Consider the following 24,826-nt stretch of genomic DNA (forward strand, 5'->3'; position numbering starts at 1 on the left):
GTGTAAGGGGTAGAGGGTGGGATATTGTAGTAATGATTTCAGCGATTTTTATGAATATTGTCTAGTTTTTGTATTAACGCTTTTTAACCTGAGAGGTTATATTTTTTATACAAGCTTTTGCATAATTTTTTTAAAAAAGTAATGTCTTAATATTAATTAAGTATAGGTGGCCTTAATTAATGGAAAGCTGAATTAACTTAAGTTATTGAAAATAATTGTAAATATTTTTTAGATTTCTTGAGGTGTATTGCTGGTTTTTTTGACAAAAATAGTACAAAAACGTATTCTGCGCGCCAATGGAAATGATAATTCTTGCTAAGGAAGCAGCATGTTGTCACTCACTTCTAGCACATTATTTAGCGTGCTGCGCGATATTGCCTCGCGTCACTGCCCGGCACATACGGATATGTTGCCTTCAGCGGGTACGCCCGAGCGCAGCGGACTGGTTAATGCCGTTCAGCACTTTTTCGATTTATCCGATGGTGAACTACTTACCGATGCGTCCATCACCCTGGAGGAATGGGCCAATGCGTTAAGTGAAACCGCATGTATTAATCGCCTCAATTTATTTGATACCGTTGCAGGCGGCGCCTTTAGCCATAAGTTACAGCACCAGTATGTTCATGAGGCGGAATCACTGACTCAGGAAGTGAAAGCGCTCCAGGCATTATTGGATGCCGAGCCGCGCGCGAACCGCACGCTGGTCAGCTGGCTGCCGCTGCAAACCGTTTTCGGCTTTATGCTGGGCGCACTTTTACCTCAGGAAGCCGGTTTTAAAACACGCTCGCTATTTGATCATGCCGATGCGCTGTGGGACCTGAATGCGGGCGATATCGTGGTGACGAGCAGTGACCGCTGGCGTCAACTGGCGCAGCGCCTGCCATCGTTACCCGCCAACATTACCGCCGTAACGACCGCCCCCTTGGATAAGGAAACGCACCAGACGCTGGTTTCTCAAGGCGTTGCACAAATCGTTGAGCTCTACGGTCAGCCTGAAACAGGCATGCTGGCTATGCGTATCTCTCAGGCCGCACCTTTTGAACTCTTGGCGCATTGGCACCCCACAGAAAGTGACGATGTCCTGCTGCAATTAACCCAGCAGGGCGTGCCCAAAGAGACAGTGCTTTCGGTACCACTTTGCTGGGTGGGCGCACGGCATTTTTCAATGGCGCATAAACATGACGCGGCGCGGCTAGCGCCTATTAGGCAGCTATTTGAACGCCCTGGACAATTTACTCCCCAGGGCGCCGACGCGGCGTAGGTTTTCCTTTAGGGTATCAATAGCGCGTCATACGATGGCGTGGGGCACAAAGCAGGATGAATCCTTGGTAATCCGCCCTACGTCTTCCCGCACGCCGATACCACAGGCCCTGTCACCTACCACCCAACTGCCGATTAAGGCGTGATGATTACCAAAGCGTGGCATAGGGTGGTAGGCCTGACGAATCCAGGGGCTGTCAATATACGGGCCGTCTACCGCTTCGCGCTGGCCCTCCGGTGTTAACAGCTCAATATTGCTGCCTTCGCGCGAAAAGAACGGCTTGCGCACCCAGCCAGGTGGCAGCGGTGCGGCGTTCTTCTCTTCAAAGTAGGCGGGCAAAAGATTGGGATGGCCTTTAAAGTGCTCCCAAAGCAGCGGCAGAATACCTTTGTTGGAGAGAATGGCTTTCCACGGTGGCTCGAACCAGTGGGTTGCCAATTGCGGTATTTTCTCGCCAAAGGCATCATCGGCAAGCTCCTCCCAGGGGTAGAGCTTGAACAGCGCCTGAATAGGCTGGTTATCCAGATCGACAAAAAAGTCGTTGCCGCTCTGGTAACCAATATCTTCCATGAACACAAACGGCGCCGTAACGCCCGCCTGTACGGCGACATCCTGCAGGTAGTGGACGGTTGCCCGTTCCTCAATATTGTCCTTGATGCATGAGAAGTGAAGCGTTCGGTCTTCAAGGCGGTCGCCAATATGCGCCATCGCATTGATCAATCGCTCCTGAATGGAGTTATATTGATCCGCACGGCGCGGGATGATGCCCTGTTGAATCGCTTGCTCAAGCCACACCCACTGAAAGAACCCCGCTTCGTAAAGCGAGGTGGGCGTATCGTAGTTGAGCTCGAGCAGCTTGGCGTGGCCTTGGCCTGAATAGGCAAAATCCATCCGTCCATAAAGGTGCGGCTGACCGGATACCCACGAGTCATGGATGGTATCCCACATGAACTCCGGCAGGGCCAGGCGTTGCATCAGCGCGTTGGAGTGGCAAACCCTGTCCACAAGCTCCATGCACATTTCATGAAGCTCTTCGGTAGGCGCTTCGATATCCCGTTCTACCTGTTCAAGCGTAAACTGATAGTAAGCGCTTTCCTTCCAATAAGGCTCGCCGTCAATGGTATGAAAATGAAACCCCAGCTCATGAGCCAGGGTTTTCCAGTTGGGGCGTTCTGCCACGTCGATTCTAAGCATGTGAATATCCGCTGCGGGTCACGAACCCCAACCCCCGCGGGCAGAGGAACGTGAGCCGAAGCCGCTGCGCTGTGTGGCTGACTGACGGTTCTGCATGGCAGAGGTACGCATGGTCTGCTGGCGCTGACTGACACGCTGGCTAGCCTGATTGTTGGCGGTATTCCAATTGCCCTGATTCTGGCGGTTGCGATACACCGGCTCCTGATAGACACCACGGCTGGTGGCGCCACTGCTTGAGCGCGACATCATATTGCCGACCATATAGCCCATCATCGCCGGCATAAACCAGCTGCCGCCGCTGCTGCCGGTCGCCGCCTGGGCCTGCTCTTCGCTGGGCGCGACGCAAGCACCTTCGCCATGCTCTGCTTCACAGGCTTCAAGCGTATTGAAGCGTGGCACTTCCTTGATCGACGCTTCGTAGGCTTCTTCGCAGGCGCTCTGGGTATACACATCGGCGGCTACGCACTCATCCACGCTCTGGTAGCTGCGTGGGCTATCGAAGCTGACATCGGTGGTCTGTTCCGGCTGGCCACAGGCGGTAAGACCGAAGGCACTAGCTCCCATCATCGCCAATGACAGGCGGGCACTGCGTTTGCGACGAGGAAGGTGCGGTGTCTGATCGTGATTTGCCATCTGTAAACTCCTTACCACGTCATCGAGGCTGCGTTGATCAGGCCTACCGCAATCGATACGCTGCCGACCAGAACGCCGTATGCCATATGGCCTTCGGTAATGTGCAGTGAAAGACTTTCCCCCTGATTTTTCAGCACCATTTTCAGCCCGAAGAAGGTGGCTAACTGAACGCCGAACGCGATGATGCCCCACAGGATGAAATCGATGAAGCTAACGGAGTTCGCCATGGCGCTGTAAAGCGGCAGGGTGAAGCCTAGAATCGAGCCCGCATAAGCGGTAGCGGCCGCGGCGTTACCTTCACGAATCAGTGTCCATTCGTGGTGAGGCGTAATCCGGCTATAGCAGTACATGAACGCCACGAGAAGCACCAGCGCGCCAATCAGATAGCCCAAGAAGTGGGGGAGGCCTTGTAAATACAGCATGTGTAGGATCTTCCTTGGTTAAGAATAAACAGTGTAGATGGCTGGCGCCGTTTAAATAGCATCAATGTCCACGGAGGTAACATCAACCCCCAGATTCTGCACCAGCATGAAGCCGCCTTCGCCGTCATTTTCAGCATTCAGCAGCACGTATTCCATGCGCTCAGAGCCTTCAATCTGGCGCTCGTAAAGCATGGCATGATGGGTAACGCTACGCGTCATGACGCTTTCCGTGGTCATTACCTGCTCTTCAAGCAGCACAGGCGGCGACCATAGGCTCGCTTCATCGCCCCATACACGCTGATACTGACATTCACGCCCGCTTGTGTCAGTTGCTTCAACGGTGATGGACTGCGCGCCAAGTTCGCCCGCTTTCTTGTCATCTGCGTTGATCAGCGCATCAAACTCGACGTCCGAAAGATGGGTGACGCGATAAAAATCAAATAGCTTGTACTCGACCACCTGCTGGTTTTCGACATTGGCCTGCAGCCACGTATCGTTATCCAGATAAAAGCGCACCAGGTGAGCGCCCTGGCCCAGATCTACATGGCCAACGGCCGCCACATGGTGGTAGGGCTCGCTGGACCAGCCAAACAGGGTGTCCGGAAACGCGCTAAGCTCGGCAAGTGCAATCTTGACGCGGCCATCAAGGCGTAGCCCTTCGAAATCTTCAGACGTCATGCCCAGCGGCAGGCCCGCATTGAAGGTCGCTTTACTCTCGGCTTGAGCGGTATCATCAGAGGCGCCAAACAGGCTTTTCAAGGTTTTGAACATCAGGTAACTCTCCCCAGAGCAGACTGAAACAGAGCGACAAGATCATCTTCGCTCAGGCGTTGATCGCCCATATAGTAGAGGGTATCACCTGCCGTCACCGCGAAGTCGGCAGGCGGATTCAATAGTTGGCGTTCATCGCTTGCCGGGCGCCAGACGCCTAGCAGCGTCACGTTGTTGTCCGCTTTCGCCTTTGCCATCAAATCGCCGTAACGCACGCTCTGCTCGCTGGGCAGGGTGGTGGGTAAACAGGCCTGAAACTGAGTAGCTCCCTGGCCGATGGCCAGCAGCTCATTGACCACCCGGCTGATCCCCGCGTCAGTTGCCGAGCGCACCAGCATTTCGATAGAGAGCCCTTGGGTACACTCGATACCCGGTAGCGTGCGGCGCAACATGCTGGCAGTCGAAGGGTTGTCGCAGTGCGCTACCATATGGCAACCCGGCGATTTCTGGTCGTACACCGAAAGCGCGATAGTTGCCACGCGCTCATCGACCTTGTCGTAGATAATGATGCGGCTGGCGCCCTTGATACCTGCCCGATTAAGCAGTTCGGCGTCGGAGAAGCTTTCGCCCTTGACGAACTTGATACTGCCGGGCAGCGGGTTATCGATATCGGCGGCCACGCACAGCACGATATCGTCCGGCAGGTTAGGATCCGCCTGAAGGATACGAATGATATTGGCTGTTGGCTCACCGTGCCAACCGATCACGAGCGTATGGCCGGTAAGGCCGTCATAGTTCGCATTACCCTGCACCAGCGTTCTCCAGGTTGAGCTAATGTTGGCCGTTGCCTTGCCGATAAACGCAGCAAACAAGATGATGCCGCCGGGAATTACCCACAGTGTGGCTGCCCACTGGCCAATTGGTGTTTGAGGGCTGAAATCACCATAGCCCACGGTAGTCGTGGTGGTGACATAAAAGTACATCCACAGCCGAAAGGAGCTTGCCACTACTTCATCGGCAACGGCCATGGCAGCCCAGGAAAGCGCCGAATGCCCGATAACCATCAAAAACAGAAAGGTCCAACTGACGCTGATGGTGGATGCTTGAAGCGCCTTTAGAAGACGTACAAAAATAGGCACTGCTCGCTCCTTGAGAACAGGCCCGCCGCTTGGGCGGGCGCTATTTTAGTTACGCTTGTGGCGTATTCTTTTTGGCTTTCAGGCGGGCCAGCACGTCTTCGGCCTTGCGGTCGCTTGCGCCAATACCGGCGGCCTTCAAACGTGCGTCGAGCGATGAACCACTCTCCTCAGCGGCCATCTGGTCGGCGGCCTGCATCTGGGCGGAGTTAAGCTGCTGGCGTTCACGAATACGCTCGAGGGACTCCATGGCACTGCCCATGGCGCTGTTCTGGCCCGAGTGGCGCGCCGCCACGGCAGACTGAGCCTTCTGTGCAGATTCAGTCGCCTTCACCACGCTTACCTGCTGTTTGAGCTGGCGCAGCTGGTTTTCGGTGTTACGAATGGCACCGCGCAGGTTCTCGATGCTGGCATCGTACTCGCTGACGATATTACGCTCGGCGTCGAGTTCTTCCTGCATGGCCACCATGCGCTCGGCGACTTCCACTGCGAGTGCTTCTTCGCCTTTGTCCAGTGCGGCCTCAGCGCTCTGCTCAAGCTCGCTAATCTTGCCTTCCAGCGTGTCGGCTTTATTGCTGTTCAGCTGACGCTGGCCCATCAGGCGTGCCAGTTCGGTCTTGGACTGCTTGAGATGATGTTCGGAATCACGAATTTCCTGATCCAGAATACGCAGGGCCTGAGAATCAACGACCGCCTGACCGGTTTCATTGGCTTTACCGCGTAAGGCCGTCATGATTTTACTTAACATAAGAGTTGCTCCTGAAAAGCGTATTAAGATGAAAAATGGTTAAGAAAAGTGTTCCTGAATCAGACCGGCGACTTCCATGGCGGCACTGGCCGTTGCGTGCAGTTCAGCGCAAATGGACGCCAGTTTTGAGTCGCCAAATAGCTGGCCATAGGCCACGTAGAAATCACGCCCATCAATAGCGACGATGCCGACAGATGCCAGCGGTAGGGCGAGGCCTTGGCGCAGCAGCACCTCATTGAGCTCGGCCTGGTTGCTGACGCTGTCTACCGCCGCAATCGCCGTCATGGCAATCCATTCGTTGTCACTACGCGACAGGGTCAGGGTTAGATTGCCGTAATCGTGAAGTTCCCAGATCAGAGTCTGGTTGGCCTCGTCCAGGCTGAGGTTGGCATCCGGCCACTCAAGCTCGCTGGTATCGGGTTGTGCGGTAGCTTCGGTAACAAAACGATAAAGATCGGCGGCAGACCGCGCGCCGATGTCATTTGAAGTTGTCAAAACAGCAAGCTCCTTATGCAAAGTGAAATTTAGTTTAGCATCAACGCTAAATAACCTTCTAGCGAAGTACAACTCATTGCGATTTCGGCCAATGAATACACCTTGAGGTAAGGCGTCGGTCATGGTCTTGGACAAGTCGCGGTTTTCATCACGCTGCCTGTACGCTACCACGCCTCGCCTCTATGCTGGCTAATATCGCATGGCGGCTAATAACACATGATGGCCCAAGGTGAACCATACTGACCTAAGTGTGTTTCAAAAGCTGAAGTGTGTTTCAAAAAGCTGACGTTTGTTTCAAAGATAGAAACCCCGGCACCCGCTTGTAAGACCTGAGGGGCAGGTATGAGTTCTATCCCACCGCCAAGATCTTCGGAGTAACGTATATGCAGGATGCTGGACAAGGCCACACCCCCATTTGGGAACAAACGCTTGGCCATTTTGGCGATTCACTTGCCCGAAAACCCATGCCAGGCTGTGGGGCCGCAGCCAGCGTGACTGCCGCCTTGGGCGTGGCGCTGATTCTCAAGGGGCTGCACCTGAGTCAACAGCATGAGACAAGCGAGACCAGACGCGCTCTGCTTGATGAAGGCGAGCGCTTAAAAGAGCAGCTTGGCCCCTTGGCCGATAAGGACATTGCGGCATTTGAAGGATTGATGGCGGCATTTCAGATGCCCCACCATGACGAACACGAAAAAACGGCCCGATGCAGCGCGATTCAGCAAGCCGCCGCCACGGCGGTCGACGTGCCGCTACAAACGGCACGGCTGTGCCAGAAGGCTCTGAGCCTGTGCATCCGGGCGGGTGGGTGCAGCGAGCAGCAATTTGCCAGCGACACCCGAGCCGGGGGAGAGCTGCTGGCTGCGGCATTACGCAGCGTGCTGCTCAACGTTGAAGCCAATATTGACTCTCTGGGCAGCGAAGCAGAAAAACGCCGCACTCAAGAAGCTCACGATGAGCTCAAAGAGCAGGCGGCGTTGTTAGTGGCTCGAATCGCTAGGTGAAGCGGGATTAAACTGAGCGGTATGTGTCAGCAAAGCGCTTACGCAATTCGTTTTTCTGCACCTTGCCCATGGTATTGCGCGGCAGCTCCTCGACAAAAAAGACCCGTTTGGGCTGCTTATATTTGGCCAGGCGTCCTGCCAGGTGATCAAAAATCGTGGCCTCATCAAGCGTCGCGCCCGCCTGGCAAACCACAACCGCCGTTACCCCTTCGCCAAAATCAGGATGCGGCAAGCCAATCACCGCCGACTCAACCACCTGCTCCAGCTCATCGATAAGCTGCTCCACCTCCTTGGGATAAACATTGTAGCCCCCAGAAATCACCAGATCCTTATCGCGGCCCACGATATGCACATAGCCCTGGGCGTCACGCATGGCCAAATCGCCGGTGATGAAAAAGCCGTCATCGAGCAGCTCTTCCCGGGTTTTCTCGGGCATTCGCCAATAGCCGATAAACACGTTAGGCCCGCGGACCTGAAGAATGCCGATGTCGCCTTCATCGACTTCCGCGCCTGACTCCCGATCGATAATTCGAATATCCACACCGGGCAGCGGCATTCCCACGGTGCCCGCACGGCGCTCCCCTTGATAGGGGTTGGAGATATTCATATTGGTTTCGGTCATGCCGTAGCGCTCTAAAATCGCATGGCCGGTCTTGGCTGCAAACGCTTCATGGGTTTCAGAGGTCAGCGGTGCCGAGCCCGAGATAAACAGGCGCATGTTTTCCGCCGCCTGCGGTGTTAATCGCGCGTCCTGAACCAGCCGGGTATAGAACGTGGGCACACCCATCATCACGCTACCATGGGGCAATTCCTCAAAGATGATATCGGCATCAAACTTGGGCAGAAACAGCATGTTGGCGCCAGCCATCAAGACGACATTACACGCCACAAACAGCCCGTGCGTATGAAAAATGGGCAGCGCATGAATCAGCCGATCATCGGCACTGAAGTGCCAGGTTGTTACTAACGTTTCAGCATTGGACGCCAGGTTGCGGTGAGTCAGCATGGCGCCTTTAGAGCGCCCGGTGGTGCCGGAGGTATATAAAATCGCCGCCAGATCGTTTTCGCCCAACGTGACGATCTCCTCACAGGGCGCTGAGCGAAGGGATGTTTCCATCAGGCTGCCATCCGCCGCACTACCCAGCGTTGCCACCGCCGGGCAGCCGGTTTCAGCGGCAAGTGCTTGTGCTTCATCTTCTAGCTTGGGGCGGCAAACAAACAGCGCAGGTTCGGCGTCGTTTAAAAAGTAGCGAATTTCATCGCCGGTATAGCCGGTGTTCAAGGGCAGATAAACGCCGCCAATACGCAGGCAGGCCAAGTAAAGCAGTATTGCCTCAGGGCTTTTATCTACCTGGACGGCAACGCGGTCGCCTTGTGTCACGCCCAGCTCGGTCAAGGCACCGGCAAGCTGGGCGCTTATGTTCAGCGCATCGGTGTAACTATAGTGGCGGCCTTCACGAGTGGTAATAAAGTCAGCGTCGGCGCGCTCGCGCATCTTGGCGGCAAAGGTTTCAAACAGGTTGTGGTTCATTTGGCGGTCTCTCCCTTGGCCAGCTTGCGGGCGCGACGCGCAAGGTCACGCACTTCATTTGAGCAGGCAACGGTGCCCTTGGCGGTATAGTTTTCGTGATTGCGTTCAATGTCATCAAGCACATATAGATAGTTGACCATCAGCCCCGCCGCTTGCTTGACGCCTTTGGACGAGATATCGCCCAGCCAGTTGATGCGATGCAGTTCAGCGCCGTTGCCCAGGTGAAAGCGGGCGACAGGGTTGAGAGGCAAGCCCTTGGCGTTTTTGGCTTCGATCAGATAGCGGGCGGCCAGAGGGCGAATAATGGTTTTCAGGCGTTCTTCGCGTACCGCATCGTGGTGCCAGTCGGGCGTTTCAAGCTCACCCAGCGTGCTGCGCAGGGTTTCCGGCCACTGCTCATCCTCACGCTGCTCGGTGAGCCATTGGGCAAACCCGGGAACCGGCGACAGCGTGACGAAGTATTTAAGCTGAGGGAGTTCTTGTGAAAGCTCCTGTACCACCTGCTTGATCAGAAAGTTACCAAACGAAATGCCGCGCAGGCCGGTTTGGCAGTTGCTGATCCCAAAGAAGGCAGCCGTATCGTCATCTTCGGGATCAGCGCCGTTTTCTTCACCCACCAGAATCGGTTGAATGCGACTCGGCAGCCCTTTATGCAGGGCCACCTCGACGAAGATCAGCGGCTCGTCGCCAATCGCCGGGTGAAAGAATGCAAAGCAGCGCCGGTCACGAGCATCCAGCCGTCGACGTAGGTCATTCCAGTCCTGAATCTCATGCACCGCTTCATAACGGATGATCTTCTCAAGCACAGAGGCTGGCGTGTTCCAGTCGATTCGTTTAAGCATTAAAAAGCCGCGGTTAAACCAGGAGCCGAAAAGGTGCGCAAAGTCGTCGTCGATAGGCCCCAGTTCGGGCTGCTCGCGCAGCAACCCCAGCAGGTCTTCGCGCATCTTGACCAGCTCATAGGTGCCGTCGCGGGCCAGGTTCAAGCGCCGAAAAAGCTCCTGACGGCGCGGTTCGCAGGCGTCAAACAGGGTTTGTAGCGTGTAGTTGTCGCGGGCTTCTGAGTAGGCCGCATAGGCTTCATCAATTTGCGCAGCGTCGGCGGCAAAGTCGCTGGCCAGGCGTGCAAAAAAGCTGGCTTTTTCTGCGGCTGATAAGCGTTGGTAGATAGCTAGCGCCCGGCTTGCCAAGGCAATGCTGGAAGCTTCGCCGTCGCTTGCCAGAAGCGCCTGACAGGCACTCACCAGATGATCATGGTCCGGAGTAAGCGCCCCTGGGTTGCGGCGCCGTAACAGTGCATCACGCTGAGTGATATTGTTAAAAATCTCCTGCAGAAACATCATGTTCATGGCTCAGCTCCTTAACCCATTATCAAGTTGGGTAACCACAGCGCGATGCCCGGGAAGAGGCACAGCAGCAAGATGCCCAATACCATGCACAGCGCGTAGGGCAGGCTGCCCATCAGGATGTCGCGCAGCGAGATATCTGGTGCGATGCCTTTGATAATGAACAGGTTCAGCCCCACAGGCGGAGTGATCAGACCGATTTCCAGGTTGATGGTCAGGATTACGGCGAACCAGTAAGGGTCAAAATCGGCGGCCATGATAATTGGCAGCAGAATCGGCGCGGTCATGACGATGACTGCCACCGGTGGCAAGAAGAAACCAGCTACCAGTAAAAAGAGATTAATCACCCCCATTAACACCCAGCGGTTGACCTCCAGGTCGGCAATGGCGGCGGCCACCGTCTGAGTAATAAACATCGAGGAGAGTGCGTAGGCAAATACTTCGGCGGTGGCGATCACCAGCATGATCATCACACTTTCGCGCAGCGAGTCGCGCATGATCAGTTTGATCGGGCCCAGCTGCCACATGCGATAGATTAAAATGGCCAGCGCCAGACATAAGAAGGCGCCTACACCCGCCGCTTCCGAGGGTGTCGCCACCCCGCCGTAAAGCGCAAATAAAATGCCCGCCACCACGCCTAGAAAAGGCAGAACGCGCACTAACGCCTTCAAGTTGCTATCGACGTTGTGTTTAACCGTCTGCTTCAGGCGCTCGGCAGACTCCGCCAACGGGTTGTTATAACCACCGGCCATTTTGCAGGCGATCATCGTCCAGATCATGAACAGCCCCGCGAGCATGAAGCCCGGCACCACGCCTGCGATAAACAACCGACCGATTGAGGTTTCGGTAGAAATACCGTAGATAATCATGGTGACCGATGGCGGAATCAGAATGCCCAGGGTGCCGCCTGCGGCAATACAACCAGCCGCTACGCCATCCGGGTAGCCACGCACGCGCATCTCTGGAATGCCCATTTTACCAATCGCTGCACAGGTGGCCGGGGACGAGCCCGAAAGGGCGGCAAAGATGGAGCAAGCGCCGATATTGGAGACCGCCAGGCCGCCCGGTAAGCGCCCCATCCATAAGTCGAGCGAGCGATAAAGGTCGCGTCCGGTGGGCGATGAGGCGACAGCCGCGCCCATCAAGATGAACATCGGAATGGCGACAAAGCCAAACTCCGCAATGCGGTCAAAAAATGTTTCGCCAAAGTAGGTGAGCTCGGCAAGCCCGCGATCATAAAGTAGCGCCAGTAGCGATACACCGCCCAGCGCAAAAGCGATAGGGGTACCAATGGCCATGAGCGCAATCAGCGCGATGGCTACAATAATGCCTAAGGTAATCGGATCCATGCTCAGTGCTCCCCGCGCAGAATTTCAGCCACGTATTGCAGTACCAATAGCGAAGCGCCTAATGCCATGGGCATAAGCGCCGGCCAGAGCGGCGGGTTCCAGACCGAACCGGTGGTCCAGTTGCCGTGCATGGCTTCCAGTACATACACCCAGGAGGCGTAGGCAAGCGCTGCACAAAAGGCCAGGCCAAAAAGCGAGGCCACCAGGCGCATGGCTTTCTGGGCGATACCGCCCAGCGCATCAGGGACAATGGTGATGGCGACGTGGCCGCCGGTCATGAGTACGTAGGGGCTGCCCATCAGCATGGCGCCGGTCACTGAAAAAACGGTGAACTCGGTTTGCCAACTGGTGCTCATGCCCAGCACGTAGCGGATAAAGACCATCTGGCAAATCACCAGTACGCCCGCCACAAACAGGGCGCAGGCCAGATAGGCAAACAGGCGTGACAGCCTGTCCATCAGGCGGATATAGCTGCCGATAACCCCACCGCGAGCGGCGGGGGGATGCGTGGTTGAAGTTGCCATAGTTCCCTCATCAAGCTAAGCAGGCGACAATCGAACCGGACCACTCGTCTAATGCAGACAAATGGTCACAGGTTGCTGGGGTAAGTGCTTACTCGACGGCTAACGCCGCATCGATGATGGCCTGGCCATTGGGAACGTTATTGGCAAAGTTCTGGTAGGAGGTTTCACGGGCGATCTCGAGCCAGGCGTTGTAGTCCTCCTCGCTCATGCTGACCACTTCCACGCCGTTCTCTTCATAGACGTCAGCCATTTCTTGATCAATGGCTGCCGCTTCTTCGGCAAAGAACTGCTCGGCCGCTTTACCTGCTTCCATCAGGGCCGCCTGCTGCTCTTCATTGAGGCCTTGCCATACCTGCTCGGAAATCAAGATCGGCTCGTACATGAACCACAACGCGAAGTCGCCTGGCTGGGTCATGCACTCAACCTGTTCATAAAGTCGAAACGAGATAAACGACATGGAAGAGGTATTGGCGGCGTCGAGTACACCGGTCTGCATGGCGGTGTAAATTTCAGAGGAGGGCATGGAGGCGATTGAAGCACCGGCGGCTTCCAGCATCTCTTCAAACGCCGGGCCCGCGGCACGAATGTTTTGCCCAGAAACGGTGTCGGGGGAGGTAATGCACTGCTCGCTAGACGCGAAACCACCTGAAAGCCAAGCGTTGGACAGCACGCGTGCGCCTCCCTCCAGAATCACTGCGTGAATTAACTCCATGTATTCTGAGTCATTCAGGCGCTGAGCATGCGCTTGGTTGCGTACCAAACCAGGCATCAAGGTGGCGGAAAATTCAGGGTGGCGGCCGCTCGCGTAGTCCAGCGGTAGCGAGGTAATATCCAGGCGACCCCGAGTAAGCGCACCCCACTGCTCGCGGGCTTTGAACAACGACTGGCCAGGGTAGACTTCGATGGTAAGCCCCACATCCGCCTCAGCGACGTGGCGGGCCATCATTTGGACCATTTCATCACGGACATCACCTTGCCCGCCGGGGAATTGGTGAGAGGCGCGCAGCACGGTATCGGCGCTGGCGTGAGAAACGGCAATGGCCAAGCCCAGAGCGGTCAGGGTGGTACATAGGTAGCGTTGCATATGGCGTCTCCAACTGTTTGTTGTTGTGTGTTTGGAAGAGCTTTTTATGTGTATCAGAAAATCTGATATATATTTCAATAGTCCTTAGCTGTGCTAATGTCAAATAAGTGCAGCATACAATAAGTATAATGGCGTGCTTTTTTGGAGGTGAAATATGGCCGATACCAAACGTTCCAACGCGCAGAAGCTTCGCGATTCTCTTGAAGACGATATTATCAATGGACGCCGTCTACCGGGCGAACGGCTGGACCCCGAAGAGTTGGGGCAGACGTTTAACGTATCACGCACGCCGGTGCGCGAGGCCTTTCAGCAGTTGGTCGCCAGCGGCCTGGTCACCGTTTCGCCGAAGAAAGGCACGTTTGTCGCCAAGGTGGGTATCGACCAGCTAATCGAAATGTTTGAAGTGATGGCTGAGCTTGAAGGTATGTGCGGGCGACTGGCAGCCCGGCGCATCAGCGAGCCGGAGCTTGCTGAATTACGCGCCGCCCATGGACGCTGCGAGGCCGCCGCCCTGGCGGGTGATACCGACGAGTACTACTACGAAAACGAAGCCTTTCACGACTGCATCTATGCGGCGAGCCACAATACTTTTCTGGCCAGCGAAGCTCGTCAGTTAAAACAGCGCTTAAAGCCCTATCGTCGTCTGCAATTGCAGGTTCGCCAGCGCATGCATAATTCGCTAAGCGAACACCAGGTCATCGTAGATGCCATTACCCAAGGCGATGCTGCACTGGCTGAGCAAGCGCTATGCGACCACGTGCTGATTCAAGGTGAACGATTCAGCGACTTCGTGTCCAGCGTGCGTCGCATGGAAGCGCCCATCAGCCAAACGGGCTAGGTAATGTCCGTATCGGTGGGGTAATGGTCCTTGCCGACGCGTCGCGCTCAGCGGAAACTCTCCCTATTAACGAGCGGGAGAGAACATGACGCGCCATATTGCCTTATTAGCTTACCCCGACTGCCAATTGCTGGATGTCAGTGGCCCCTGGCAGGTGTTTGCCAGCGCCAACGCGCTAAGCCCGGAACCCTTGTATCGCTTAACCCTGGTCGCCGATGCGCCAGGGCCGGTGATGACCAACGGTGGCCTGGCGGTGCATGCCAGCCACGCCTATGCTGAACTTCCACAATTGCTGCCTTTGGATACACTGCTGATAGCAGGCGGCAGCGGTGTGATGGCGTTACGTCAGGACCGACACGTGTTGGCACTTTTACGTAAGCTGGCGCCTCACGTGCGCCGGTTAGGCTCGATCTGCTCAGGGGCTTTCTTGCTGGCTGCCGCCGGGCTTTTAGATGGCAAGCGGGTTACCACCCATTGGCGCCATGCCGAGCAGCTTGCCGAGGAGTACCCGGCACTTAGCGTTGAGCCTGATGCGCTGTATATACAGAGCGGCGATCGCTACACCAGTGCCGGGATAACGGCCGGTATCGATCTGGCGCTTTCGCTGGTGGAAGCTGACCACGGCGCTGACCTTGCCGGGCGGGTGGCGCGGGAGCTGGTGATGTTTCTGCATCGCCCCGGCGGGCAGTCGCAGTTCAGCGAACTTCTTCGCTGCCAGCAAGGTGCTGGCCCGTTACGCCGTTTGCTGGATCATCTGCATGCCGACCCTGGTGGGGCGCATTCGTTGGAAAGTATGGCGGCCTTGATGGCGGTGTCGCCACGTCATCTTACCCGGCTATTCAAGCGCCACTTAACCACGACGCCGGTTACTTACTTGACCCAGCTGCGCCTGGAGCAGGCACGTTTGGCACTGCTGGATGAGCAGCAAACGGTGTCGCTTGAACGATTAGCCGAACGCTGGCGCTTGGGCGGCGCTGAGCAACTGCGCCGCCAGTTTCAGCGTTACTATGGCGTTTCCCCTTCTGTGTATCGCCAGCGCTTCGGCGCGGCGGCTAAGTCTGCCCTTACGTCTACCCTCACGCCTACTCTTGTGCCTACGCCTTTGGAGCCATCGCCATGCCATTAACCGTTACGCTGTTATCGCTGTGTCAGGCGTTGTTGGTCAGCGGCAATATTCTGCTGATTGCCGTATCGCCCCTCATTGGCGCCTCGCTGGCACCAACGGCTAACTGGGCCACTGTGCCGGTGGCCAGCCAATGGCTGGGGCTGATGTGTGCCACCATTCCCGCCTCGCTGATCATGGGGCGGCTGGGGCGTAAGCGCGGGTTTGTGCTGGGCAATCTTATCGGCTTGATGGGTACGGCCGTGGCCATTTTGGCGCTACGTCAGCAAAGCTTTGGGCTGTTCCTGCTGGCGACTTGGCTGATTGGTATCGGTATCGGCTTTGGGCAGCTCTACCGCTTTGCGGCCCTTGAGGCCGCCCCCAGCGCACTGCGTGATAAAGCGCTTGGTTTAGTGATGGGCGGCGGAGTGTTGGCGGCATTTGCAGGCCCCTGGCTTGCCCGCGTTAGCCGCGAGCTGAGCGAGACGCCGTTTTTAGGTAGCTTCGTAGGGCTGGGCGTGCTCTACGCGCTGGCACTGGGCATATTACTTTGTACGCGGTTGCCGGTCGCTTTTGTGCAGGCAGTAGAGAGCGAGAAAAAGCCTTTGTCCGCTATCCTGCGTCAGCCTGGTTTTCTGCTGGCCGTCAGCGCAGCGGCCATCGGCTACGGCGTAATGAACCTGGCCATGACCGCAACACCGCTGGCGATGGCAGGGGCTGGTCACAGTTTTGACCATGTCGCCACGACCATTCAGTGGCATGTGGTCGCCATGTTCCTGCCCTCGTTTTTCACCGGCCATTTGACGACACGCTTTGGCGCCCCGCGCATGATTGCCGCTGGCTGCTTACTGCTGGTGGCAAGCGCTGTCGCCGCCCAGTTCGATGCCGGTTTTGCTGGCTTTAACGTTGCGCTGATTCTGCTGGGGCTTGGCTGGAATTTTACCTTCCTGCCCGCTACCGGCCTATTAACGCAAAGCTATCAACCGGCTGACAAGGCGCGCACTCAGGCGGCCAACGAGTTTCTGGTATTCGGTACGGTTGCCTTGACGGCGCTGCTGGCGGGGCCGTTGGTTAATACCCTGGGCTGGGCGATGCTCAATGCGCTCTTGATTCCTGTTTCGTTACTGCCAGTGGTGTTATTGATATGGCAACGACGGCCAAACGCGCCCTTGTTATCTTAAGATGTTATAACGCAGTTAATAAGGTCCATTTGTTTGTTAAGTCAGGTGTTTACATGATTGCTAAACGGGAACGCGGAAAACTGGAACGGCAGATCATTGCTTCTTTGACCGAGGCCTGCGAGCAGGCCAAGGCTGAGGTGCCCGGGTTTGTCTGGCTAACCCACTGCGTGGACTACCAGCACTTTCCCGAAAGCCTGGTGGTTATCTGGGTATTTGATACCGATGCCCATTTAGCCTCAGCGCTAAAGGGCGATGCCAAACAGCGCCTGCATGATTTCACGGCCAGCGCCTTGGCCGAGGCGGGTGTGGCGCTGGATAGCATCGCACAGCACATCGACTTCGATAGTGAGCAGGCGTGCCAGCGCGCCCACGGCGGTGACTGGCAGCGCCGTCTGCGCGCGCGAAGCGTGAGGCACTGATGGCCAAGAAAATCGACAGCCCCTGCATCGCCGCCTGTCAGTTGAAAGGCGGCATGTGCACCGGCTGTGGGCGAAGTATTGAAGAAATTCGCCACTGGAAATCCATGAAGCGGCCCGAAAAAATCGCCACCATCAAACGGGCCGAACAGCGTTACAAGAAGCTCAACAAGTAGCGGGCTTTAGGGATACATCATTCGGACGGCGCTCGATTAAAAATCACCCGGGGCGCATTGCAGGCAGGTAAGGCCCAGCGCGCGCCACTGGGCGACTACCGCATCGCGGTCATCCAGCACCAGCCAGGGCTCGAAGCCGTCTTCGCGCATGGTGCTGAGCAGGGCTTCCTTGACCGCTTCATCATCCACGTGGTCATGGCCATCCGGGCGCAGGTACATGGCGTCAAACGGTATGGCGTTGCGGGTCAGCCATTCATGAGTATGATCTCGGTGAGTGTCCGGGCGGCCGCTGCAAATGATGATCTGCTGCCCCTGGGCTTTCAATAATTTCACCAGCCGGGCGACCGGTTCGATCACCGGCGCTTCGGCCATAAACGCAAAGAAGGGGTCCCACTGCTTGGCGGGGCCCAGCACCCATTCGTGTACTTTTGTGGGGTGAAATTCAGCTAACGTACCGTCAACATCGACAATCACGGCGTGGGTCATGCAAGGCTCCTGTTATTTAAGGTGTTGGCATTTAAAACGTGCGTATTCAAGGCGTCAGTATTCAAGAACAGGGTCTTTTGTGTGGCGAGACGCGCACCGAGTAACGTGCGCCAGTTGCTAAGAGCCGGGTCGGATAAATGAGTAAACAGCGGCACCACACGTTCGGCGTTTAGCTGATCGGCAAGCCCAACCAGATGCGAGGCGCGTAGATGCACATTCCAGCGCTGCCAGAGAATGTCGCCAGCGGCCAGTTCGGCGCAGCGCGAAGGCGTCAGGTAACCGGTGTGCAATAAGTGAAAACCTGGCCACATGGCAGCTGTGTCGTCACGATCACTGATCAGGTTGAGGCTTGGCTGGGAAGCATCGGGGCGCACTAGAATCGCTTCTATTCTTTTATCCACATGGGAACGGCGTAGCGTAGCGGGGAGCGCCAGCAGGGTTTGCAGATTGGCGCGAATAATCGGGTCAATGGCAAGCGAAAGCCCGCGAGCATCCGCCTCTTCGGCTAGCCAGAGCGCCATCTCAAGCGCCCGGCCCGTTTCAGGCACCGGGAAAACCAGAGGGCGGTCCAAGTGTGCGCTGATAGCATCCACACATGCCTGCTGGGGTTGATCGTAGGTGCCGTAGGACGCATCAAGCAGCGCAATTTGCGCCGGTGGCGGCGTATCAAACGGAAACAGCCGGGACTCAAAGCAGGCGTCACCGCTATAGAAAATGCCGCCTGCCACATCCAGATGAATCCATACCCCGCCCAACGAATGGCCCGCCTGCCCGGTGGTCACCGGAATACCGGCGATCTGGCAGGTGCCGCGTTCGGGTAGCGGCTGCCAGGCGCGCCCGTTGGGGAGCGCTTGAGCTACCAGAGGCGTGCAGTAAAGCGGCAGCGTAGCGGGCAGCTCGCTGACGCCGCCAATATGATCGATATGGTCATGGCTGATAATCACCGCATCGACATCAAGCCCGCGTGCCCAGGTGACCGGCTCGCCCGGGTGCAGCGCACCACCTGCATCCAGCAGAAGCCGCTTGCCGTTGGCCTCCACCACAATGGCTGCGGGGCCTTTATCGCCCAGGCCGCTTAACATGTTGATGCTGGCGCTCATTGGTCGGGCTCCAGACACCAGCCTTCCAGGAGCGTCAGCGCTACCTGCTGGCCCAATTTCAGGGCGTGGGGATGATAGGCGAGCAGCGTTTCGCCACCGGCCATGCGCAGGTGAAGCTCATAGCGCTCGCCACGAAAGGTCTGGCGCTCAATACGAGCGGTTAAATCCTGCTGGCTGGGCGCTTCGGGGTGCACCTGAATATGTTCCGGGCGCACCAGCACCGCCTGATGACGCTGGGCAGCGGGAGACGCTAGCCCCTGCATCAGCTCATGGCCGCCAAGGCGCCTGCCCGGTGCGCCGGTACTTATCATCAACTGGCTGCCCTGGCCGATAAAGCTTGCCACCCAGGACGTACGCGGCTCGCGGTAGAGCGTTTCAGGCGTGGCCCACTGCACCAGCTTGCCCGCCTGCATCACTGCGATACGGTCAGCAAGCGCCATGGCTTCGCTTTGATCATGGGTGACGTAGACCATGGTGGCTTCGGTGCGGCGGTGGAAATCCGCAAAGCTGTGCTCCATGGATGCGCGCAGGTGGCGGTCCAGGTTCGCCAATGGCTCATCTAGAAGCACCACTGACGGGTCGGTGACCAGGCAGCGGGCGAGTGCCACGCGCTGGCGCTGACCGCCGCTTAAATCCTGCGGCGTGCGCTGGGCGTAGGGCTCAAGCGCCACTAGAGAAAGCGCCTGCTCAACGCGGTGCTGATAATCCGCCCCGCGCACGCCGCGTAGTTTAAGCGGGTAGCCGACGTTATCGGCAACACTCATATGCGGCCACAGCGCGTAGGATTGAAACACCATGGCCATGTTGCGCTGCTCGGGGAGCACGTGGTGCTGCTCGCTTGCCAGAAGCTGATCGCCCAGATGGATTTCACCGCCACTTACCTGCTCGAACCCGGCCAGCATGCGCAGCATGGTGGTTTTGCCGCAGCCGCTGGGGCCGAGCAGGGCGACAAACTCACCCGGCTCAACCGTTAATGAAAGCCCATCCACGGCTTTGTGTTCGCCAAACTGCTTGGTGACTTGCTTAAGGGTTAGCCCTGCCATGGCACGACTCCTTTGGGTAAACGCGGGGCCAGAAGGCTAAGCGAGAGCATGAGTGAAGCGACCATCAGCACGACCAGCACGGACACCGCCGAGGCTAGAACGCTTTCGCCACCTTCATCGAGGTTAAAAATCAGCACGCCCAGGGTTTCGTTACCGGCGCTCCATAGCAGTGCCGAGACGGTCAGCTCGTTGACGGCCAGCAGAAATACCAGCAAGCCCCCGGCAAACAGCGCAGGTGCAATCAGCGGCATCACGATAGTGGAAAGGCGACGCCAAGGGCCGGCACCGGCGAGCTGGGCGGCTTCTTCAAGGGAAGGGTCAAGCTGTGCAAGGCTTGCGCTGACCGGCTTTAAGCACACCACCAGAAAACGCGCCAGATAAGCCACGAAGATCAGCCCCAGCGTGCCGTAAAGCGCCACGTTGATAATGGGCAGTGGCCGCACGAACAGCAGTATGCAGGCAATCGCCAGTACCACGCCGGGCAGGGCGTAAGGCAGCTCGATAATGCTCAACGTCAGGTTTTGCAGGCGCGCTGGAAGCCGCTGGAGGCGGTAGGCCAGCGGCAGGCTGCACAGCATGAGCACCACGGCTGCGCCACCGGCAAGCCAAAAGCTATTGCGCATGGCGCGCCACGTGGCGCCCTGGCGGCCAATCACTTCATGGTAGGCGTTCAGCGTGGCGGTATCGGCATTGAGCGGTACGCCCATGGCCGGCACCAGCGAGCTGACCACCAGCGCCACCAGCGGCGCGACAAGAATGACCAGCAACACGCTGACCAGCAGCACCGTGACCAGCGCACGAAAGCGGCCGAGTGAGAAATCATGGGCGCGTCCGCTATGGCCCACCAGCCCGAAACGGCTGCGGCCCATCCAGTGTTGCTGAAGCGCCACACCCGCCAGCGCCAGCACACCAATCAATAGTGAAAGGGCGGCCATCTCAGCCAGTACACCGGTGCCAAAACTGGCCATGCGCTGATAGATCAGCGTAGGCAGCACGTAATAGCCTGCCGGAATGCCCAGCATGGCCGGGATGCCGAAGTTACCCAGGCTTGAGATAAACGCCATGGCGCTACCGGCTACCAGACCGCTTCTCGTCACGGGAAGTACGATATGCCGCCACACCTGATTCTGCCGGGCACCGCTGATGCGAGCAGCTTCGACAAGCTCGCGTGGTAAGGAAAGTAGTGACGTGCGCAGCGCTAAAAACACCAGCGGGGCACTTTGAATACCTAACAGCAGGGCGATGCCTTCCGCCGAGTAGAGCGGCTGTGGGCTGCCCAGCGGCGGTGCCATGCCGATGCTTTTGAGTAACGGGCTTGCCGGGCCAAATAGCTGTAGCCAGCTAAGCGCCGTGACCTGGGGCGGAATCATCATCGGCAGCATAAAGCAGAACACCAGCCATGCCTTGCCGCGAATGTCGGTCAGGGTAATCACGAATGCAAACAGGCTGCCCAGCGCAAGGGCAATCAGCATGCCCAGCCCCGAGGTATACAGGCTGTGTGACAGCGCTCGCCAGGTGCTCGCAGACTGGAGCACGCGCCATAGCGGCGCGTTGCCCCCTTGGGTCAAATCGCTTAACGCTTCGACCAAAAGGCGTAGGCTAGGCGCCAGGCTCAGCAGGACCACGGTAAGCGTCAAAAGGGTAAGCAGCCAGCGGTGCTGGCTGCCTTGGGTAAGACTCGGTGACATGATCAGCCGCCGAACAGGTCGCTGAAGCGCTGTTTCAGGGCTTCTTCCTGCTCAAGCGCCTGGGCGATATCGACGGACATCAGCTCGATGGTGTCGCGGGCGGGGAAGCCTTCCGGCGGCGCAACACCCGGGTGGGCAGGCAGATACCCCTGCTCGCTGACCAGCTGCTGACCTTCTTCCGAGAGCACGAAATCGACAAACTTCTGCGCCGCATCCACGTTCTTGGCACCTGCCATAATGGCGACAGGTTCGGTGACTGCACTCACACCCTCTTCAGGGAAGACAAACTCGACCGGTGAACCTTTGGCCGCTTCGCGGATGGGCAGGAAATCCACCACGATGCCGTAAGGCTTGGTGCCGGCTGCCACTGCGTTGAACACACCGCCGTTACCGCCCTGGGCTTCGGTGCGGTTGTCATGCAGGGCATCGTAATAGCTCTCACCCAGGTCAGGGTTCTCACTAATCGCCGCCATATGAATCAGGGCAGCCCCCGAATAAAGCGGGCTTGGCATCGTGACCAGACCTTCATATTCAGGCTTGAGCAGGTCCTGCCAGCTTTGCGGCTGCTCGTCAGCGCCGGTGTTGTACACGATGCCGGTGGTGATCAGTTTGGTGCCGTAGTAGAAGCCTTCGGGGTCAAAAAGCTCGGCATCAAAGGCTTCACGATTAGGGCTCAAATAAGCCTGAAGTTGGCCTTCCTGCTTTAACGACTCCATGGTCATGCTGTCGGCGATCAGCAGCACATCGGGGTTACTGACCCCAGCGGCAAGCTCGGAGCGCAGGCGGGTCATCAACCGCGTGGTGCCGTCGCGTACCCACTCTACCTCGATATCCGGATAGGCGGCCTGGAACGCATCGACCGTTTGCTGGGCGTCGCTGTTGGGCTGGCTGGTATAGAGCACGAGCTTGTCGTCGGCAACGGCGTTGGCTGAAAGAGCCAGGCCTGCCATCGTGGTGGTAAGAGCGATGGCGGTGCAGAGTGAGCGCTTAAGCATCAGAAGGTCTCCTGTGAGTGACCCTGCTCACACTACTGTCATCACCTTACAGCATCATGACAGTACGCTTTCGTTTGAAGGGGGCGAGCTTTCGTACATATCGGAAAGTCTTTCGTTAACAAAAAAGAGGGGAGATGAGAGCAAAATGAAGGGGCTAAACGAGCGCCGCCGAGCGCTGCTTGAGCGCGTACGCCAAGAGGGGCGCCATTCGCTGGAGGCGCTGGCTGATCAGTTTGGGGTGTCCGTACAAACCCTGCGCGGCGATATTCGCTTTCTTGCCGAAAAAGGCATGGTGCTGCGGCGCCACGGTGAGGTACTGCCGTTTCCCGACCGCGAAAATATCGGCTACGACCAGCGCCAGATCGTCAACGAAGCCGGAAAACGCCATATTGCCCGCCAGGCCGCCTCGTTGATTCAGCATCATCAGTCGCTGTTTCTAGGCACCGGCACCACCGTTGAACAGCTGGCCGACGCGCTGCACGATAAACAGGGCCTGCATATCATGACCAATAATCTCCACGCGCTTATCAAGCTTTCAGCCCTTGAGTGTGAGCTGGTGGTGGCAGGCGGCCGGGTGCGCCGCCGCGATCAGGACGTGATTGGCGGGGATGCGTGGCGCTTTTTTCAACGCTACCGAGCGGATGTAGGCATTGTCTCGGTAGGCGGGATGGATGCTCACGGCAATCTTTTCGACTACAACGACGATGAGGTCATGGCCCGTGAAGCGCTGTTGGCCAATGCAGCCTTTCGCGTTCTGGTGCTGGATAGCACCAAGTTTGATTTACCGCTGCGCTGCGCCGCCGGGCAGCTGGCCGACTATGACGCGGTGATAACCGATGCAGCATTACCCGACCGATTGCGTAGTCCGCTGGCCGCGCAGGGGGTGAGATTTTTGATATAAACAGACATTAAGTGCTCTGCAGGCGCTGCTTTGGCTTCTTGCCCAGAGCAAAAAGTCTATGCATTCCCTCCCTGTTACGTTGACAAGATTGTTCATCACCGGAGACGTTTAATGTGCCAAACTACCCCCAGGTATAGTGAGCAGTAACGCAATACGCAGATAGACTTTTTGTGGCAAGAGGGCTGGTAATGATCAACGACGCGCTACTTGAAGCCATAGAAGCTGAGTTGAAAAGGAGGCGTTTTCGGCTGCGCTTTGCCAAGATGCTTGAAGCACGTTTCGAAGCAGACACCCAGCGGCGTCGAAGCCATACCATTGTCGTGGCCGGGCTCATCGCCATTCCCATCTACTTCCTTTTTCTAATCAATGATTACAGCTTTCGCCCAGAGATATTCACGCAAATTCTGCTGCTTCGCCTGGGGTCCATTATTGTTTTCACTCTGCCTATTTTTTGGCTGATTTGCCGAGGCGTTCGGCCCGCTGTGCGAGAGATGCTAATGGCCAGCGTCGTAGTATTGACGATGTTGGTTTCCTGCGTGATTCTTACGGCCTCCACCGCGCCCTATTCTTATTTCGACGTTTTTTCCTTCGGCCTTATCCTGGTGGCAGGCAATATCTTCTTCCCGCTGCGCTTTTCGTACGCCTGTCTCTCATCGGCCGTCAGCATTTTGGTTATGTTGATATTTGTAGCGGATTACGAGCCTATGCCGCGAGAGGCAAAGCACCTAGCAATGCTGGGCATGTTTACCACAACGCTGTTTACCCTGGTCACCAACTATCGCCTTGAGCGTAGCGAACGCAAGTCGTACCTGCTAGTGCTAAGAGAAAGGATTCGCGCGGGCTACTATCAGGAAGATAATCAGAAGCTGTCTAAGCTATCGCTGACTGACCCGCTGACCAATATTGCCAATCGGCGCCAGTTCGACGCGAGGCTGACCGCATGTTGGCAGGATGCTGCTGAGCAGCGCACTTGCCTGGGTTTGATGGTGATCGACATTGATTACTTCAAAGCCTACAACGATTACTACGGCCATTTGCAGGGAGACGAGTGCTTGCGTCAGGTGGCGGCAGCCATGCAACACGAGAGTCGGGACGCTGAGTTGGTAGCCCGCTTTGGAGGTGAAGAGTTCGTACTGCTGATGACAAGTGCAGCGCCCACTGCCGCTCAGCAAATGGCGGAACGCATTCGTCATACTATCGAGGCGCTGCAAATTTCCAATCACGGTTACTCGTTGCAGAGTGTCATTACCGTCAGCATCGGTGTGGCAACGGTGTATCCCAGCGATAGCCTACAGTCGGCTGAACTTTTGGGTATGGCCGATGCCGCGCTCTATAAAGCCAAGCAGCAAGGCCGTAACTGTACCTGGGTAGCTGGTAAAGAGTGGCGTCTTAAGCACGAAGCCGCCGATAGATTAGGCCGTATTTCTAAATAGCGGGCTCGCTTTTGCGCCGCGCTGATTTGACA

The 24,826-nt window shown here is 57.0% G+C and carries 26 protein-coding genes; 9 read left to right on the forward strand and 17 right to left on the reverse strand.

The window, feature by feature from the left end:
* Positions 1-328: 328 nt before the first annotated feature.
* A complete protein-coding gene (locus tag ACT3R7_RS14750; RefSeq protein WP_192538119.1) occupies positions 329-1,261 on the forward strand; it encodes a hypothetical protein in 933 nt (310 codons plus the stop codon).
* Between the two features lie 27 nt (positions 1,262-1,288).
* Here ACT3R7_RS14750 and ACT3R7_RS14755 read toward each other — a convergent pair whose 3' ends face one another.
* The 7 genes from ACT3R7_RS14755 to ACT3R7_RS14785 are packed head-to-tail and all read right to left on the reverse strand — an operon-like array spanning position 1,289 to position 6,600.
* Complete coding sequence (locus ACT3R7_RS14755) at positions 1,289-2,455, reverse strand: glutathionylspermidine synthase family protein (protein ID WP_192538120.1); 1,167 nt, start codon at positions 2,453-2,455, stop codon at positions 1,289-1,291.
* 18 nt (positions 2,456-2,473) lie between these two features.
* On the reverse strand, positions 2,474-3,088 hold the full coding sequence (locus ACT3R7_RS14760; protein ID WP_192538121.1) for a DUF1190 domain-containing protein: 615 nt from the start codon (positions 3,086-3,088) through the stop codon (positions 2,474-2,476).
* Positions 3,089-3,099: 11 nt separating this feature from the next.
* The gene (locus ACT3R7_RS14765) at positions 3,100-3,510 is read right to left on the reverse strand and encodes a DUF350 domain-containing protein (RefSeq protein ID WP_018917098.1); all 411 of its coding nucleotides are present in this window, start codon (positions 3,508-3,510) and stop codon (positions 3,100-3,102) included.
* Positions 3,511-3,561: 51 nt separating this feature from the next.
* Positions 3,562-4,281 (reverse strand): DUF2491 family protein, encoded by a 720-nt coding sequence (locus ACT3R7_RS14770; protein ID WP_192538122.1) that lies wholly within the window; start codon positions 4,279-4,281, stop codon positions 3,562-3,564.
* Positions 4,281-5,360 carry an ion channel gene (locus ACT3R7_RS14775; RefSeq protein ID WP_192538123.1) on the reverse strand — a complete coding sequence of 360 codons (1,080 nt, stop codon included), beginning with the start codon at positions 5,358-5,360 and terminating at the stop codon, positions 4,281-4,283. Before ACT3R7_RS14775 ends, ACT3R7_RS14770 begins: the two co-directional genes overlap by 1 nt.
* A gap of 49 nt (positions 5,361-5,409) precedes the next feature.
* A complete protein-coding gene (locus ACT3R7_RS14780) occupies positions 5,410-6,105 on the reverse strand; it encodes a PspA/IM30 family protein (RefSeq protein WP_192538124.1) in 696 nt (231 codons plus the stop codon).
* 39 nt (positions 6,106-6,144) lie between these two features.
* Positions 6,145-6,600: a DUF2170 family protein gene (locus ACT3R7_RS14785; protein ID WP_192538125.1), complete on the reverse strand. Its 456-nt coding sequence runs from the start codon at positions 6,598-6,600 to the stop codon at positions 6,145-6,147.
* A gap of 383 nt (positions 6,601-6,983) precedes the next feature.
* Between ACT3R7_RS14785 and ACT3R7_RS14790 the strand changes: the two genes are divergently transcribed.
* Positions 6,984-7,601 (forward strand): cyclodeaminase/cyclohydrolase family protein, encoded by a 618-nt coding sequence (locus ACT3R7_RS14790; protein WP_193091516.1) that lies wholly within the window; start codon positions 6,984-6,986, stop codon positions 7,599-7,601.
* A 7-nt stretch (positions 7,602-7,608) separates the two neighbouring features.
* On the opposite strand, the gene ACT3R7_RS14795 is transcribed toward ACT3R7_RS14790, so the two are convergent.
* From ACT3R7_RS14795 to ACT3R7_RS14815, 5 genes are all read right to left on the reverse strand, one after another.
* Positions 7,609-9,132, reverse strand: a complete 1,524-nt coding sequence (locus tag ACT3R7_RS14795; RefSeq protein WP_192538127.1) for a malonate--CoA ligase — start codon at positions 9,130-9,132, stop codon at positions 7,609-7,611.
* Positions 9,129-10,481 (reverse strand): malonyl-CoA decarboxylase, encoded by a 1,353-nt coding sequence (locus ACT3R7_RS14800; protein ID WP_192538128.1) that lies wholly within the window; start codon positions 10,479-10,481, stop codon positions 9,129-9,131. Before ACT3R7_RS14800 ends, ACT3R7_RS14795 begins: the two co-directional genes overlap by 4 nt.
* An 11-nt stretch (positions 10,482-10,492) precedes the next feature.
* The gene (locus ACT3R7_RS14805) at positions 10,493-11,827 is read right to left on the reverse strand and encodes a TRAP transporter large permease (protein ID WP_192538129.1); all 1,335 of its coding nucleotides are present in this window, start codon (positions 11,825-11,827) and stop codon (positions 10,493-10,495) included.
* A gap of 2 nt (positions 11,828-11,829) precedes the next feature.
* Complete coding sequence (locus ACT3R7_RS14810) at positions 11,830-12,351, reverse strand: TRAP transporter small permease subunit (protein ID WP_018917107.1); 522 nt, start codon at positions 12,349-12,351, stop codon at positions 11,830-11,832.
* Positions 12,352-12,439: 88 nt separating this feature from the next.
* A complete protein-coding gene (locus ACT3R7_RS14815; RefSeq protein ID WP_192538130.1) occupies positions 12,440-13,435 on the reverse strand; it encodes a TRAP transporter substrate-binding protein in 996 nt (331 codons plus the stop codon).
* Positions 13,436-13,589: 154 nt separating this feature from the next.
* On the opposite strand from ACT3R7_RS14815, the gene ACT3R7_RS14820 reads away from it, so the two are divergent.
* The 5 genes from ACT3R7_RS14820 (at position 13,590) to ACT3R7_RS14840 (ending at position 17,148) form a co-directional block, all read left to right on the forward strand.
* Positions 13,590-14,273: a GntR family transcriptional regulator gene (locus tag ACT3R7_RS14820; RefSeq protein WP_018917109.1), complete on the forward strand. Its 684-nt coding sequence runs from the start codon at positions 13,590-13,592 to the stop codon at positions 14,271-14,273.
* Between the two features lie 85 nt (positions 14,274-14,358).
* Complete coding sequence (locus ACT3R7_RS14825) at positions 14,359-15,399, forward strand: GlxA family transcriptional regulator (protein ID WP_192538131.1); 1,041 nt, start codon at positions 14,359-14,361, stop codon at positions 15,397-15,399.
* The gene (locus ACT3R7_RS14830; protein ID WP_192538132.1) at positions 15,390-16,556 is read left to right on the forward strand and encodes an MFS transporter; all 1,167 of its coding nucleotides are present in this window, start codon (positions 15,390-15,392) and stop codon (positions 16,554-16,556) included. Before ACT3R7_RS14825 ends, ACT3R7_RS14830 begins: the two co-directional genes overlap by 10 nt.
* A gap of 53 nt (positions 16,557-16,609) precedes the next feature.
* A complete protein-coding gene (locus ACT3R7_RS14835) occupies positions 16,610-16,975 on the forward strand; it encodes a hypothetical protein (RefSeq protein ID WP_192538133.1) in 366 nt (121 codons plus the stop codon).
* A complete protein-coding gene (locus tag ACT3R7_RS14840; protein ID WP_192538134.1) occupies positions 16,975-17,148 on the forward strand; it encodes a DUF1289 domain-containing protein in 174 nt (57 codons plus the stop codon). Before ACT3R7_RS14835 ends, ACT3R7_RS14840 begins: the two co-directional genes overlap by 1 nt.
* Before the next feature lie 36 nt (positions 17,149-17,184).
* On the opposite strand, the gene ACT3R7_RS14845 is transcribed toward ACT3R7_RS14840, so the two are convergent.
* From ACT3R7_RS14845 to ACT3R7_RS14865, 5 genes are read right to left on the reverse strand one after another with little or no spacing between them, the layout of a single operon-like run.
* On the reverse strand, positions 17,185-17,634 hold the full coding sequence (locus ACT3R7_RS14845) for a phosphatase domain-containing protein (protein WP_192538135.1): 450 nt from the start codon (positions 17,632-17,634) through the stop codon (positions 17,185-17,187).
* On the reverse strand, positions 17,631-18,734 hold the full coding sequence (locus ACT3R7_RS14850; RefSeq protein ID WP_193091517.1) for an MBL fold metallo-hydrolase: 1,104 nt from the start codon (positions 18,732-18,734) through the stop codon (positions 17,631-17,633). Before ACT3R7_RS14850 ends, ACT3R7_RS14845 begins: the two co-directional genes overlap by 4 nt.
* Entirely contained in the window at positions 18,731-19,777 is a 1,047-nt protein-coding gene (locus tag ACT3R7_RS14855) for an ABC transporter ATP-binding protein (RefSeq protein WP_193091518.1), read from the reverse strand. Before ACT3R7_RS14855 ends, ACT3R7_RS14850 begins: the two co-directional genes overlap by 4 nt.
* A complete protein-coding gene (locus tag ACT3R7_RS14860; protein ID WP_192538138.1) occupies positions 19,765-21,465 on the reverse strand; it encodes an ABC transporter permease in 1,701 nt (566 codons plus the stop codon). Before ACT3R7_RS14860 ends, ACT3R7_RS14855 begins: the two co-directional genes overlap by 13 nt.
* Before the next feature lie 2 nt (positions 21,466-21,467).
* The gene (locus tag ACT3R7_RS14865; protein ID WP_192538139.1) at positions 21,468-22,460 is read right to left on the reverse strand and encodes an ABC transporter substrate-binding protein; all 993 of its coding nucleotides are present in this window, start codon (positions 22,458-22,460) and stop codon (positions 21,468-21,470) included.
* Positions 22,461-22,605: 145 nt separating this feature from the next.
* On the opposite strand from ACT3R7_RS14865, the gene ACT3R7_RS14870 reads away from it, so the two are divergent.
* Both ACT3R7_RS14870 and ACT3R7_RS14875 read left to right on the forward strand, forming a co-directional pair.
* Complete coding sequence (locus tag ACT3R7_RS14870) at positions 22,606-23,361, forward strand: DeoR/GlpR family DNA-binding transcription regulator (protein ID WP_192538140.1); 756 nt, start codon at positions 22,606-22,608, stop codon at positions 23,359-23,361.
* Between the two features lie 188 nt (positions 23,362-23,549).
* The gene (locus ACT3R7_RS14875; RefSeq protein ID WP_192538141.1) at positions 23,550-24,794 is read left to right on the forward strand and encodes a GGDEF domain-containing protein; all 1,245 of its coding nucleotides are present in this window, start codon (positions 23,550-23,552) and stop codon (positions 24,792-24,794) included.
* Positions 24,795-24,826 lie beyond the last annotated feature (32 nt).

This window comes from Halomonas sp. AOP43-A1-21, from assembly GCF_052376775.1.
GTDB classification, from domain to species: domain Bacteria; phylum Pseudomonadota; class Gammaproteobacteria; order Pseudomonadales; family Halomonadaceae; genus Vreelandella; species Vreelandella colorata.